This is a genomic window from Myxacorys sp. (assembly GCF_059501405.1).
Genome location: NZ_JCACCM010000054.1, coordinates 1 through 14373 on the forward strand (window position 1 = coordinate 1; position 14373 = coordinate 14373).

A 14373-nucleotide genomic window follows, 5' to 3' on the forward strand; every position below is an offset into this window, starting at 1 on the left:
GTCAATCGACCCATGTTCACCAAGTTTCAAAGACGGCTAAGCCGGTGGGAGAGCGGATCAACTGGACATTTCGACCACACGTTAAAGGAGGAGCATCATGACCATTGCAATTTCGCTATTTGTTGGAGTCATGGTGACTCTTCGGGTTAGAGCGATCGAGATTGACCAAGAGCGAGAAAGGGAGGAGAACGATGGTTAATCCATTTACGGGCGAAAACGGCAAAGCGATCGAGCAGCCCTTGCCTGACGACTGGAGAATAAAGCGTCTGGTTCGCGAGTACTTTGAGGAGAACGATCGCGGCTATCCCGCCAAAATTGCAAAGCACTGGAATCTACGGTGGGGAGAGGTGTCAGACGCTCTTAAACAGCTAGAGGGCGAGGGTTTCCTCACCTCTACAGCAGGCCACTACCGCAGAATCGAGCCAAATCTTAATCAACCGGAACGCTAATGGCAACGCAAACAAGTAAGCAGTACACGCTGATCAAAAAAGACAAAGCCGCGATCGTTAGCCATTTAAGTGAGGCAACCCTCAAGGCAAAACGTCGGCAAGGAGACCTGATTGAAGGCGTCCATTGGGTGAGGGTTAACTCTCGCGTGGTTCTCTACCGCAAAGAGCTATTAGAAATTTGGGCTGCCACACGTCATGACCCCGACGCCCACCTACAAGCCATTGAGGAGTTTAAGCGACATCAAAAATCTGGAACCGCGATCGATCGACTGGCACCGGCGTAATGGCGATAGATCATATCGGGTGAGTTGCCGCAGATCTTCGCTACATCCTGCGTGCTCATACCGTTCTCTAGTGCCAACGTAATAAATGTGTGCCTCGTCTGGTAGGGGTTGCGATAGCGAAAACCACATTCGCTTAGGATGGTTTTCCAGCCCCGTGCCCCAAAGTTACTCCAATCAATGTATTTTCCGCGCGGCGCTGGGAAGAGTAAGTCATCCGACCCAGCCGCCTTACGGCGCAAAACCTGAAGCTGTTCCCGTAGCGCTTCATTACATGGGAAAGTCCGCTTCTCTTGAGTCTTTAAGCCAGTTTTAATTCGCAATCCATTTTCTGAGCAAGTCAGAGCTTGCTGGAATGAGATGGCGTTATAACGCCTGTCGATGTGCTTCCACTGGAGAGCCAATGCTTCCGATGGTCTACAGCCAGTTCTGAATAGGAACTGGACTAAATCTGAATAGTATTTGTAGTAATAATTATCTTTAAATTGATTAATGATTAGATCCCTTTCCATACAGGTAAAAGGATCGATATCATCGTCTTCCCAACTCTTCGGAAGTCGAATCTCTCTCGCCATGCCTGCAAACGCATTGCGCTCAATCAGCCCAGAGGATACCGCCCACTCGCCACACTGGTTTAGCGCCTTTAGCAGTCGCTTTGCTGAATCCAGCGGGATGTTTTTCACTGCCCAATCTCAAACCACTGACGCCTCCATCGGATTGTCAGTCGGAGCACGTTGGACGTAGTTGGTTTGCGGTCGGTACTGCGATCGCAGCGTAGAAGGTGATACTTGGGGTCGCTTGTAGTCAACAAACTTCTCCCAAATCTCTCGCAGTGAGGAAACCGTAGCAGCCTGTACGCCTGATCGATATTTTTCTGTGGTTGGGTCAAATCGTTCGAGCAAGATGTCTCGCTCTATTTGTGCTGCCTTGAGCTTGGCGATTTTGCGATGTTCCGCCGTGTCTGGATAGCCCAACGTGAAATAGTACCGATCGCCATTAAAGCGCCAGTACAGCCGTAATCGATTCTGGAAGCTTTGAACTGAAACAGAACCCTTCGATGCTTTAGCCATGACATACCGTTAGAGGTCATCACCAAATCATCACCAACGCTTCACCGAAAAACCCTGATAATAGTCAAAAATAACCAAACTTAACGAAGCGTTACAACGGCAACAACGAGGCTAAACCGCTTTCAGGCTCGGCAACGTACCGACTGATAACTGTACGTTCGCACATTAAATGTCGCAATCTTAAACCCAATTTCGCATGAGATAACAAGCTAGAAGGCTTGTTCAAAAAGCCTTCTAGGAATTTTTACCAAAAGAGCGACATTTGAAAGCATTCGCAAATTAAGTGTCGTAAGACTGAGTTCGCAATTTAGATGTCGTTTTTTCTTGAAAAACTTCTTCGCAAATTAAGTGTCGTTTTTTTTAGAGTTGCTTTTCCTGCCGGCGATCTCGTTCTCAAAAAGCTCAGATAAGCCGTTCTTTAGTTAGAAGAAACTATTCGCAAATTAAGGTGTCGCTTTTTCTGACATGTAGCCAAATTTCATAAGAGTGATCGCCTTTCTGAAATAGACAAAGCGATCACCACCGATGGCAGCGTTCCACTTCACAGATTGACAGAATGTTTTATATTTCAGACGGGTTCTGGCTATGAGACACCAAAGTGATATACATCCTGCGCATACGGTCAGCTAATTCTGAAGCTCGACACCGTGATTAGGAAGAAACCGATAGAGAAACCGATAGCTCGCCCTCAATGAGTAAAACGCCAGTCACACGAGAAGTCTTGGATTGGTTGAGAATATAATCCTCTAATTCATTGGAAGTCTCATAAGCAGCTTCGTGAATCCGCTCGATTTTGGCTTTGAGTAGATCGAGCAAGACTTGGCTTTCTTTTACAAATGCTAAAACGTCAGAATAGCGGTAAACATACCCGTGTATCAGATGCCAGTTGCGGGCTGTATAAAGCTGTTCATAAAATCGCTTAATTTGATCCCGAATGAAGTCGTTGAGAAACTGGTCTAGATCTGCATCAAGCGCACCTAGTGCATCCAGTTTTGCACAAGCTTCGTGAAAGGGTCCATCGACATCCGCCACCCGGATTTCATTAGAGAGATGTCGCCAGAATAAATCCCAGTGAGACCCTTGGTAGAGTAAAACTTCGATGTCCCGAAGAAGTTGACGAGCCTGATCGATATCCATAGCAGAGGGAGAATTGTTTGAGTTGATTAGCTTAAGAGATAGTTGGCGACTCGTTGAGTGCGAACCTTAAAAAACTTAGACTCTTGGTGATGAACAGTCTGAAGAGCCACATTGCGTTGTGTGAATGAATGATGATCAAGAATCTGTCCAATTTGTGTCACTAGCTGATAGGCACCTAAAACGATTAAGGGAGCAGAGACAATCTGTAGAACAGGAATTAATGCCGGAAAGAAGGCAGGAATCGAGGCGAATGCAGCACTGCTAGCACCTCCTGTTAAAGCTCCTTCTAAACCATTCAGAAACGTAGCAATGATTGCTTGATCAAGTTCCATCTCTCCTCGCTCTACCGCTAAAAGATGTGTCAGACCTGACAGTAGAACTGCCACTGTGCCTCCTGCGATCGCACCCGTTGCAGCAGCATGACCAATTTCTGCGATCGCACTCTTAACTTGATACTCTCGAATTGCTTTGAGAGGACGTTTTGCGCCTTCCGAAACTTGTTTGGCAGAAACATTGGACTCTTGAACCTTCGGATTTTTAGAGGGTTGAGCCTGCTGTTTAGGGGTTCTAATGTTCTGATCTCCGTATCTACCACTCTTTGCAGCATTGTCTGCCAGTCCTGCGCTGCGCTTGTGCTGTTGTTCTCGAATGAGTTTGCCAGAGAAACGATCGCGAATCTGAATATCAGGGGAGTTTTTTCCATTCACTCCTAAAACGTCAACCTGAACTTCGCCGCCCCAATGAAGCTGCTGATCCATTGCATCCAAATACTCAAACGCAAATCCCTCTCGACAGGGAATGGGAGCATTCGTCTGTTCCATCATCTTGATTTGAAACTTTCCACCCAAATCTCGAATGTTCTGTGAGACAAATCGAGCGTTTCTGTTGAGGTGGAAGCTAGTACCCATGAAGAGCCCAGACCGACTGATGGATTGTTGGTCGTCCATGTTTATTCAGTGGAAATGGAATAAGAGTATTCTTAGTAGTCCCTGTCTCCGCCGCCGATTCAAATCGACAATTTATCGTTCACAGACTCTTCATAGTGAGTTGTCCTGTCACTGTGAATGCAAACTAAATAAATGTCATTTCTGCTTAAAGCTGCCTCTGCAAATTGTAGGTTCATCCCTTGATGAACCTTTTTTCTGATCCGAGCGTTGCACACCTTATAAGCATTTGCCTTCGTGTAGCTCTGGGACATGACTCACAAATTTCATGTCCCAGCATCTAGCCATGTCAAGGAGATAATGGTACTTTTTTACCACTAACACTAGAAATACGGCAATCTCCGATGGACGAAAGCCAAGTTGCTTGTTTAGATTCCGACTCACAAATCTTCGATGCGGTTTTGTTGAGCGATCGTGCCTTCGATATAGACCCATCCCAAATCTTGATTGAATCGTCCGATCCTGACAAACTAAGGTTTCGCCTCATTCAGTGGCTAGCAGAGTCGCCTAACCGAAAGGTGAAGACGGAGCGGAAGCAAGCGGTGACCAAAACTCTAGATATCTCGACTCGTCAGGTCGAGCGATTACTGAATCAATATAACGAGGATCAGTTACGCGAAACGGTTGGGGTTGAGCGTTCCGATAAAGGACAGCATCGCATCCACGACTATTGGGTGAACTACATCCGCGAGGTTTACGAGAAAAGCCTGAAGGATAAGCATCCGCTCAAGCCTGCCGATGTGGTACGCGAAGTCCAACGCCATGCTGTGATCGATTTGCGGCATGAAGAAGGCGACTATCCCCACCCAGCAACGATTTATCGAATTTTGAAACCCCTGGTCGAACGTCGGAAACGGAGGCAGAAAATCCGCAATCCGGGTTCAGGCTCATGGCTGGCGGTGGAAACGCGGGATGGGAAATTGCTCAAAGCGGATTTCAGCAACCAGATCGTTCAGTGTGACCACACAGAGCTTGATATTCGGATAGTAGATAAAGTGGGCAAGCTCCTGTCATGGAGACCTTGGCTTACGACGGTTGTTGATACCTTCTCAAGCTGCGTCATTGGCTATCACTTGTGGCACAAACAGCCGGGAGCGCATGAAGTTGCGCTAACGCTCAGACATGCAATCTTGCCCAAGCAGTACTCACCCGAGTATGAGCTTGAGGAAGTTTTAACTAAATCGAATATTTATGGCGCACCGCTCCGATACTTCTTCACCGATGGGGGCAAAGACTTGAGTCGCTCCAAGCTTATCCAAGCCATTGGGAAAAAGCTGGGGTTTCAGTGTGAACTACGAAATCGTCCGATTCAAGGGGGCATTGTCGAGCGGATCTTCAACACGATCAATACTAAGGTTTTAGCTCCCCTGCCGGGATACATCTCCAAGGAGGAGGGTGGCGCAGAACGGGCAGAAAAGGAAGCTTGTCTCACTCTTGAGGATCTCGACCTAATCTTAGCGGTTTACTTCTTTCGCGACTATAATCATGAGCCTTATCCGAAAGACCCACGCGATACTCGTTTTGAACGCTGGTTGAAAGGCATGGGTAACAAACTGCCTGAGCCGTTGGCTGAACACGACTTAGACCTCTGCTTGATGAAAGCGGAGCAACGCGTAGTTCAGGCGCATGGGTCCGTTTACTTTGAAACCCTCACTTACCGCTGTGAAGAGCTGCGATCGTTGAAGGGCGAGTATGTGACCTTAAGGTACGACCCTGACCACATTTTGACGTTGTATGTCTACCGCCAAGCAACGGGTGAGGATGAGGCAGAGGAGTTTATCGGCTTTGCTCACGCCATTAACATGGACACGCAGGATTTGAGCCTGGAGGAGCTAAAACAACTGAACAAACTGCGAAGCACTGCCAAGCGGAAACATTCCAGTTATGGTAGTCTCCTAGCGCTGGATCAGCGGCAAAAACGTGCAGAGCAGCGCAAGCAGGAGAAAAAAGAGCGACAACGAACTGAGCAGAAGAAACTGCGTGGCAAAAGCAAGCAAAACTCGAAAGTCGTTGAATTACGGAAAGAACAGGCAGGCAAATCTGTCAGCCCTGCTGAATCGATGGAACTGTTGCCAGAAAGGGTGACTCCTGAGCAGATGAAACCCCCGTCTCCGGTTTCTCCTCCACAACCCGTTGAACCTGATATTTCTAACTCTCCAGCCGAAGAACGACATCCAATCGTGGTTCCCAAAAATCAAACACTGAAGAGAATTTGGTAGGATATGGCACAATCTCAGCGTGCGATCCAGATTCCGGTAGAGATTCTTGCTCCTCAGCTTGACTTAACTGATGTCCTGGTCAAAACGGCAGCGATCGAGGAACTGTTCAAGACGGCTTTTATTCCGACCGATCGCGCCTCACAATGTTTCCGCTGGTTGGACGAATTGCGATTACTGAAGCACTGCGGACGGATAATTGGACCGAGAGAAGCTGGCAAGAGTCGATCGTCCGTACATTATCGAGAAGAGGATAGGAAACGGGTTTCCTATGTTAAAGCCTGGACAAATTCCAGTTCTAAGCGGCTCTTTTCACAAATTCTCAAAGACATTAACCATGCGGCTCCACGGGGAAAACGACAAGACTTGCGTGCTCGATTAGCTGGATGTCTTGAACTCTTCGAAATTGAGCTTCTGCTGATTGACAATGCCGATAATCTGCAACGGGAAGCGTTGTTTGACCTGAAACAGCTGTATGAGGAGTCAGGCGTGCCGATCGTTCTCATCGGGAGTCAAGACCTCGACAACAGCTTGCAAAATTTCGATTTGTTGACCTGCTTTCCAACGTTGTTTGAATTCGATCGACTGGACTATGAAGACTTCCAGAAGACTCTAAGGACGATCGAGCACGACATTCTGGCGCTGCCGCAAGCTTCTAACTTGTCAGAAGGCAGGCTATTTGAGATTTTGGCAGCCAGTACTCAAGCCCACATGGGGATTGTGATCAAGATTTTGACAAAGGCGGTATTACATTCGCTCAAGAAGGGGTATGGGAAGGTGGATGAGGCAATTCTGTGCAACATTGCCAACCGGTATGGCAAACCCTATATCCCTCCAGAGGCGAGAAGAAACCGTGAGTTGGGTGGGGGTTGAAATAGATTTTTTTAAGGGATAGCTTGCGATGAACCAGCCTGACGAGAATGCGCCTCGACTCGGTTATGTGGAACCCCTGGAGCATGAGAGTATCAGTCACTACCTAGGACGGTTGAGGCGCTTCAAGGCAAATAGCCTGCCTTCAGCTTATTCGCTCGGACAAGCAGCAGGCATCGGTGCAGTGACAGCGCGTTGGGAAAAGCTCTACTTCAATCCGTTTCCAACTGAAGAGGAGTTGGGGGTGATCGCGCACCTCATCAATCTAGATTCCTCGCGCTTTCAAGCGATGTTGCCTCACCGAGGAATGACGTTACAACCTCGCCCAATTCGACTGTGTGGAGCTTGCTACTCTGAGGTACCCTGTCATCGGATGGAATGGCAGTACAAGGATGTGGTTGCGGTTTGTCCACATCACAACTTGCGCTTTTTGGAACGATGCCCCAGTTGTAAGCGCCCCTTCCAGATTCCGGCATTATGGACAGATGGGAAATGTCATCACTGTGGAATGCGCTTTACATCGATGGTGAAATACCAGGAGAGAAGCAAGAAAAATGGTTGAGTATTAGCGATCACAGGGAGCTAGTGCGGCTTGATGAATGCGGAGTCGCTCGATGAGCAATTGGCGGAGACGAAACCGAAAGACAGTATCGGAGAAGTTCAATAGATCAAGGTTGAATGAGACTCGGTTAGGACACGCCTCAGCTTCAAATTGAGGCAGTGTCATGGGTGAAACTGGAAACCAATCGCAGTGAAATCTAGTGCTTGCCTTATAGCAGATGGGAACTCTCTACAAGAAGTTGTCAATTCTGTTCTATGACTACTGTGAATCGATCGCCTAACGCCTCATTGAGTCTCGATCGTCGTCAATTCATCCAGCTTTTGCTTGCGGGTACGATTGGTTTCTGGAGCCGAGAGATGGTCCTTCCCAAGGCTGCGCTTGCGGATACTAGCACTGGCGCAGACGCTTCAGGCTCCGAGTTGTACCATGTTTTCATTGGAGACAAACTTGCTCAGAAAGGCGGGAAGCAACCAGTTACCTTTAAGTCTGGCAAGACAGAGATATTGAAAATTCCGGCTGGCTGTAGTGAGGGTGTCAAGCTGACCGTCAAACAGGCAGCTTTGGATGGAAAAAACGCAACTGTTGTTGTGCATACCCTTTACGACTCGTCGATCGACTTCGACACCGCAATCAGTGCTGCCCTTACATCGGCTTCCTTGATGGCAGGAACCCGCGATCGATGTCAGGACGCCTACACTCAAATCAAGGCAGGAAATTGGATTGTGGATAGCCATGCTCAGGACATTCTGGACATTGTTGTGGCGGGTGCACCAGAATTAGAGAAGAATCCAAACGGTCAAGTCATTCGTGATCGCTATCGCCTGGGGAGTCAAAATTCCCGGTTAATTGCCCTGCAAAAACAGATTGAGGAAACCACTGCCGCTTCAGACTTGCCGGATGAAAAGAAACTGCGCTTGAAGGGGCTGTATCAGTACGTGCGAGCCAATGAACCCTTGCCTAGCCCTGACGATTTTGATGATTTGACTGCGGTCGATGCAATCGTGCAAAACATTCAACTGCCACTCGCATTGAAGCAACGGTATGCGATCGCAAGTGCTCAGACCCGAGCCTTCACCGTAGATGAGGTGATCATGACACTGATTCGGCGCAGCGATTATGTTGGAGAGGCTCAGCAGAAATACCTGACGGTTTATAACCAGGCACGTTTGGGGCAAAAAGTTGAGGATGAATATACCCTTGGCTCACTAGACTCGTTAGTCTACTTTTCGGATATCTCCCCGGAATGCAAGACGATTTATCGATTGGCTCGCCAGCAATTCTTTAAGCAAGACGAAGGCGCGGTTGAAGCGGATTTACAGCAGTATCTCAAAACTGGGAAGCAGACAACGAAACTGGCGGCGAACTTTATTCCGACGTTAACGCAGGTGTTTGGTGCAACGGGCGTGACAGCTGGCACGGGAACTGCCATCAGCTCTCTCACAGGAGCAGCAGCTACCAACGCAACACTGGCAGCACTAGGTGGTGGATCAGTTGCAGCAGGTGGGCTAGGGATGCTAGGCGGATTGGCAGTTGCAACTGGTGGAGCGGCATTAGTCGGTGCAGCTGCCTTGGTTTCGATTAGTTTGGTTGCAGGTATGGATGGCAGGGAACTGAGGAATTTGGGAATCGCAGCCACAACGGGAACCGTTGCCAGTGCCGCAGCGGTTGGAGCAGCTTGGGCAGCCGTGAGTACTTTTGGAGCCGCAGGAAGTCTATCGGGTGCAGCTGCCATGAGTACGGCGATGGCAACAATGGGTGGAATCGGTGTGATGACAGGCGGAGCAGCTTTAGTGGCGTTTGGTGTGGGATTAGGGGTTTGGCAATTTCTAAAGGGTCAAGATGCGATGCCCAAAATAATCCGTCAGGTGGAACCTCTGCTGTATACCGTCATGGATCAGTCGGAACATCCTCTCATTGCGACGTTTAAGCAGTACTTGAGTGATTATCGGGAGGAGTTCAACGAGGCTTATGTTGCTCCAGATATTCCACTAGATAAATTGACGAATGTACTGTTTGACTTTGCGTCAGTTGATCGCGATGAAAGAATTCTGGCGGTGATAGACATGAGTCTTTGGAACAACGGCAAGGATGGCATTGCCTTCACCGATCGCGGCATTTGGTGGAAACATATGTTGGAATCGAAGTCCGTGCAGTATTCCGACCCGGATTACCTATTCAAGATCAAGCACTTGCCGGAGCCTATCTCCGAGAATGAAGACCACCAGATTTATGATTTAGCACTGAAGTTGGGCATCAACTCAGTAATGGCAGACTTGAAAACGCTGCAAGCTTGATCCGGCTCTAATTGCAAGCCAAAAACTTGATATTCCGAATGTTTAGTATGAGGCTTACCAGATTTCAGCAGCCTACGAAAAAGGTTGAGTTAGGCTACGAGACGACTATAATCTCTCTGCTGGCTTCTGCTGAACAACGGGTCGAAGCTAGCCGATGAGCATCATAAGGCTGTAGATATGGCGAGAGCGCGAGCAAAAGAAACGAACGGCAACAATGGCAATGGGTCAAACCTGGGATTTGAGCAAACGCTTTGGGCTGCGGCAGATAAAATGCGCGGTCACATGGATGCTGCCAAATATAAGCACGTCGCTTTAGGGCTGATTTTCCTCAAATACATCTCTGATGCGTTTCAGGAACTCTACGATGACCTAGAGAAGAGGCAAGAGACGGACTACACCGATCCGGAAGACCGAGATGAGTATTTGGGGATGAATGTCTTTTGGGTGCCGAAGGAGGCGCGCTGGTCGCATATTCAGGCGAACGCGAAGCAACCGACGATCGGCAAGCTGATTGATGAGGCGATGCTAGCGATCGAGAAGGAAAACCCACGCCTGAAGGGCGTGTTGCCGATGCAGTATGCCCGACCGGATCTGGATAAGCAGCGGTTGGGGGAACTGATTGATCTGATCAGCAAGATTGGCTTGGGGGATTCAGCCAGCCGCTCGAAGGACATTCTGGGGCGGGTGTATGAGTATTTCCTGGGACAGTTTGCCGAGAAGGAAGGCAAGGGCGGTGGGGAGTTCTATACGCCGCAGTCGGTGGTGAAGCTGCTGGTTGCCATGATTGAGCCGTACAAAGGGCGGATCTATGACCCCTGCTGTGGCTCAGGCGGTATGTTTGTACAGTCGGAGAAGTTTGTGGAGGCACACGGGGGACGCAAGGGCGATATTGCCATCTATGGACAGGAGCCGAATCCAACCACGCGGCGACTGTGTTTGATGGACCTGGCGATTCGGGGAATTGATAGCAATATTGGCGATCGCCAAGCAGATAGTTTCACCAATGACTTGCACAAGGATTTGAAGGCAGACTACGTCCTGGCAAATCCACCTTCGTGGCACCCAAAGTTGCTCAGAAACGGAATTAGGAATAGCAAGGAAAACAGTATGAAAATCATTGAGGTACTTGCTACAGCAGGGACAGAACAATTAGTCAAATCAATGGAAAACAGTCCAGAACTTGTTGATCTTGAGTCCCTACTTGTCGAGAAAAATAATCGTCTCTATTTTCATTGCCCTGTAAGAAAGAAAGATGTCCTTGCCAAACCGGAAGAAGCAGTTCGTCAACTTTGGATCTATCGCCTAATAAAAAAATATGGCTATCCTCTTAAACGTTTAGCTGTTGAATATCCAATAACCTTTGGTCGAGATACTTCAAAAAGAGCTGATATAGTTATCTTCGACGCTGACCGTCCGACAGTTCCGTTTGCGATTGTTGAAGTTAAGCAAGTTAACTTAAAGGATGGTAAGGAACAGCTACGTTCCTATACCCATGCTACTGGTGCACCCCTTGCACTTTGGAGTGACGGCATCCAGACAATAGTTTGGCATAGAAAAAACCCGAACTACTTTGTCGAGCTACCTGAGCTTCCAGCGGTAAATCAGACTATCGAAGATATTGCAGGCCAGCCCTGGACTATTGATACTCTTCTTGAAAAGGAAGAAAAACGCGAGACTGAGGGAGAAAAAGCGCGCTCCCTACGCGATCTTATCGTGGACCTCGAGGATGAAGTTCTAGCAAATGCTGGTGTTGATGTCTTTGAGGAAGTTTTTAAGCTCATTTTCACGAAGCTCTATGATGAGATGGCTTGCTATCGCGGATCTTACAAGTATCTACGTTTTCGAAATAACAATACAGCGGCTCAGCTAAAAGAAGCAATTCAGGCACTTTTTGACGAGGCACGCAGAAAATGGCATGGCGTTTTCCCAGATGATGATCGTATTAAGCTATCAGCTGATCATCTCCAAGTTTGTGTTGGCTCCCTAGAGGAGTGGAAACTTTTTAATTCTAACTTGGATGTCATTGATGATGCTTTCGAATACTTAGTAAACAAGTCAGCCAAAGGTGAAAAGGGGCAGTACTTCACTCCTCGATGGGTCATTGATATGTGTGTCAAAATGCTTAACCCAGAGGAACACGAAACTGTCATCGATACTGCTTGTGGATCTGCTGGTTTTACAGTGCACTCAATGTTTCATGTTTGGCAACAGATCATTGAGGATTTAGGGCTTCCAAAGTCTCATCTATTCACAATGGAGAAGAAACCGGAGCGCTGCATTGATTATGTAAAGGAGAAAGTTTTTGCTATTGATTTTGATGAAAAAAGTGTGAGAGTTGCTCGTTGTTTGAATCTCATTGCAGGCGATGGAGAAACTAATGTGCTGCATCTCAACACACTTGACTGGATGAAGTGGGATGAGACAGTCAAGCAGGACGATTGGAATGATACCTACGGTCCTGGGTTCTCACGCCTCCGTAAAATTCGAGAGAAGGTGCGTGATAAGGATTATAGAAACTTTCAATTTGATGTACTGATGGCAAATCCTCCCTTTGCCGGTGATATTAAGCAAAGCGACATGCTTGCCCCCTATGACCTTGCGCACAAAGAAAATGGCAAACTTGAAAAAGCCGTTGGACGCGATCTTCTTTTCATCGAGCGAAATCTAGATTTCCTCAAACCAGGTGGTCGTATGGCAATTGTTCTGCCCCAAGGTCGCTTTAATAACGCAAGCGAGAAATGTGTTCGCGAGTTTATCATGGATCGATGCCGTATTCTCGCGGTGGTTGGTCTCCATCCAAATTCTTTCAAGCCCCATACAGGCACAAAGACAAGTGTTCTGTTTGTTCAGAAATGGAATAGCAATCTATCCGCTGGACCGCTTTGCCCTGAAGTTCAGGACTACGATATCTTCTTCGCTACACAGCGTGTTGAGCCGGTAAATAACCGGGGTCAAAAAAACTATCTTGAAGAGAATGGCATACTTAAACGTGACAAGCATGGACATTTTATTGTCGCGCATGATCTCTTTAATCATGAGGGACTTACGCAAAATGGTATTGCTGAGGCATTTATTGAATTTGCGAAGAAAGAGAATCTAAGTTTTTTTCAATAAGCCCTTTCGATAGTACTCGGTTTTCAGAGCTATTGAAGGGGCTAGATGTAACAGTGATGGCAAAGAGTGCTGTTTTTGAACGGTCAGAGAAACTAAGACTCGATGCAAAATATTTTTGCAAAGCGGCAGTTAGAGCTAGATCTTATATTGAACAGAGAGATATTGAGCGACTTGGAGAAATAACATCAGTTCTTAGGAAAGGAATCTTCGATATCAAGGCAGATACTTACACTGAACCTGGAGATGGAGTTCCTTTTATTCGAGTTGGAGACATTAAGAACGGACTCATCAATGAAAACACTACAGCATGGATAAGCGATGAAGCTAATTTGAAAGAGTCAGCAACAACATTAGCGAAAGGAGATATAGTAATATCCAAAACTGCTTACCCCGCTGCTGCGTTAATTACCTTGCCAAGTTGTAACGTTAGCCAAGATACAGTAGCTATTAAGCTTTCACAACATGGACGCAAGCTCTTTCATGAAGAGTATATTGTTGCTTTTCTTTGTTCTTCTCTCGGTATGGCACTAATGGATGCCGAGTTTCAAGGAAATGTGCAAGAACATTTAGGACTTGTCGATGCGCGTAAGTTACCTATCCCGAGACTAAGCTTAACATTTCAAGATAAGGTAAGAAATTACTTTCAAAAAGCAATTGAACTTCGCCATCTCTCTTTCACACATCAAAGCAGCGCTGAAACATATTTGGCTGATAGCATTGGTCTTAATGAATGGTCGCCCCCTTTGCCGTTAGCTTACACAGCTAAAGCACGGCTTGTACGAGAAACAGGTCGCCTCGATTCTGAATATTTCGCACCTCGTATAAAGGAACTTATCGGCATTTTAGGACGAGAGGGTCTGAAAATTGGAGATGTAGCCCATGTCCGTCGTGAAAAGTTTGATTCTACAATACCAGGTGAATTTAACTATATAGAGATTAGTGACCTTACAAATGAGGGAACGACAACAAGTATTCAAATGGAGCGTTCAGAGGCTCCTAGCCGCGCTGCTTGGCACGTTTTTTCTGGTGACGTAATAACTTCTACAGTTCGACCAATTCGACGACTCTCTGCTTTAATCGAAAACCATCAGGAAGGTTTTGTTTGTTCGTCTGGATTTGTAGTGCTTTGTCCAAAATGTGTTAACCCTGAGGTTTTATTGACCTATCTCCGAATGCCTATTTTTTGTGAGCTTATGGATCTTCATACTAGTGCCAGTATGTATCCAGCGATCTCAGAAAAAAATCTTCTTACGTTACCCTTTTCTCCTCCAGATTCAAATACCGAAACAGCAGTGTGTAATGCTATTTCAAACGCTCGAATAGCACGAAGGAAAGCTGACGAATTGCTTCAAACCTCTAAGCGTGCTGTCGAAATCGCCATTGAGCAAAGTGAGGCAGCAGCTATTCAATTTCTTGACGAGGCGGAGGATTGAACT

The 14373-nt window shown here is 47.1% G+C and carries 13 protein-coding genes; 8 read left to right on the forward strand and 5 right to left on the reverse strand.

Going from position 1 to position 14373, the window contains the following annotated elements; translation table 11 throughout:
- Positions 1 to 191: 191 nt before the first annotated feature.
- Positions 192 to 449 carry a hypothetical protein gene (locus tag AC5I6P_RS05355; protein WP_495692725.1) on the forward strand — a complete coding sequence of 86 codons (258 nt, stop codon included), beginning with the start codon at positions 192 to 194 and terminating at the stop codon, positions 447 to 449.
- Complete coding sequence (locus AC5I6P_RS05360; RefSeq protein WP_495692726.1) at positions 449 to 733, forward strand: hypothetical protein; 285 nt, start codon at positions 449 to 451, stop codon at positions 731 to 733. Before AC5I6P_RS05355 ends, AC5I6P_RS05360 begins: the two co-directional genes overlap by 1 nt.
- On the opposite strand, the gene AC5I6P_RS05365 is transcribed toward AC5I6P_RS05360, so the two are convergent.
- The 4 genes from AC5I6P_RS05365 to AC5I6P_RS05380 form a co-directional block, all read right to left on the reverse strand.
- Positions 691 to 1413: a site-specific integrase gene (locus AC5I6P_RS05365; protein ID WP_495692727.1), complete on the reverse strand. Its 723-nt coding sequence runs from the start codon at positions 1411 to 1413 to the stop codon at positions 691 to 693. The genes AC5I6P_RS05360 and AC5I6P_RS05365 overlap by 43 nt on opposite strands.
- Before the next feature lie 9 nt (positions 1414 to 1422).
- Positions 1423 to 1800, reverse strand: a complete 378-nt coding sequence (locus tag AC5I6P_RS05370) for an Arm DNA-binding domain-containing protein (protein ID WP_495692728.1) — start codon at positions 1798 to 1800, stop codon at positions 1423 to 1425.
- Between the two features lie 651 nt (positions 1801 to 2451).
- On the reverse strand, positions 2452 to 2937 hold the full coding sequence (locus AC5I6P_RS05375) for a hypothetical protein (protein ID WP_495692729.1): 486 nt from the start codon (positions 2935 to 2937) through the stop codon (positions 2452 to 2454).
- Between the two features lie 26 nt (positions 2938 to 2963).
- The gene (locus AC5I6P_RS05380; RefSeq protein WP_495692730.1) at positions 2964 to 3845 is read right to left on the reverse strand and encodes a hypothetical protein; all 882 of its coding nucleotides are present in this window, start codon (positions 3843 to 3845) and stop codon (positions 2964 to 2966) included.
- Between the two features lie 380 nt (positions 3846 to 4225).
- Here AC5I6P_RS05380 and AC5I6P_RS05385 point away from each other — a divergent pair, with 380 nt between their 5' ends.
- The 3 genes from AC5I6P_RS05385 to AC5I6P_RS05395 are packed head-to-tail and all read left to right on the forward strand — an operon-like array spanning position 4226 to position 7529.
- A complete protein-coding gene (locus AC5I6P_RS05385) occupies positions 4226 to 6100 on the forward strand; it encodes a transposase (RefSeq protein WP_495692731.1) in 1875 nt (624 codons plus the stop codon).
- Positions 6101 to 6103: 3 nt separating this feature from the next.
- Positions 6104 to 6970 carry an AAA family ATPase gene (locus tag AC5I6P_RS05390; RefSeq protein WP_495692732.1) on the forward strand — a complete coding sequence of 289 codons (867 nt, stop codon included), beginning with the start codon at positions 6104 to 6106 and terminating at the stop codon, positions 6968 to 6970.
- A gap of 28 nt (positions 6971 to 6998) precedes the next feature.
- Positions 6999 to 7529, forward strand: a complete 531-nt coding sequence (locus AC5I6P_RS05395) for a TniQ family protein (protein WP_495692733.1) — start codon at positions 6999 to 7001, stop codon at positions 7527 to 7529.
- Between the two features lie 3 nt (positions 7530 to 7532).
- Here AC5I6P_RS05395 and AC5I6P_RS05400 read toward each other — a convergent pair whose 3' ends face one another.
- On the reverse strand, positions 7533 to 7694 hold the full coding sequence (locus tag AC5I6P_RS05400; RefSeq protein WP_495692734.1) for a hypothetical protein: 162 nt from the start codon (positions 7692 to 7694) through the stop codon (positions 7533 to 7535).
- Between the two features lie 89 nt (positions 7695 to 7783).
- Here AC5I6P_RS05400 and AC5I6P_RS05405 point away from each other — a divergent pair, with 89 nt between their 5' ends.
- The 3 genes from AC5I6P_RS05405 to AC5I6P_RS05415 all read left to right on the forward strand — a co-directional run bounded on the left by AC5I6P_RS05405 (position 7784) and on the right by AC5I6P_RS05415 (position 14370).
- Positions 7784 to 9823 carry a hypothetical protein gene (locus AC5I6P_RS05405; RefSeq protein ID WP_495692735.1) on the forward strand — a complete coding sequence of 680 codons (2040 nt, stop codon included), beginning with the start codon at positions 7784 to 7786 and terminating at the stop codon, positions 9821 to 9823.
- 177 nt (positions 9824 to 10000) lie between these two features.
- Complete coding sequence (locus tag AC5I6P_RS05410) at positions 10001 to 12937, forward strand: N-6 DNA methylase (protein ID WP_495692736.1); 2937 nt, start codon at positions 10001 to 10003, stop codon at positions 12935 to 12937.
- Between the two features lie 56 nt (positions 12938 to 12993).
- Positions 12994 to 14370 (forward strand): restriction endonuclease subunit S domain-containing protein, encoded by a 1377-nt coding sequence (locus AC5I6P_RS05415; protein ID WP_495692737.1) that lies wholly within the window; start codon positions 12994 to 12996, stop codon positions 14368 to 14370.
- Positions 14371 to 14373: the final 3 nt, after the last annotated feature.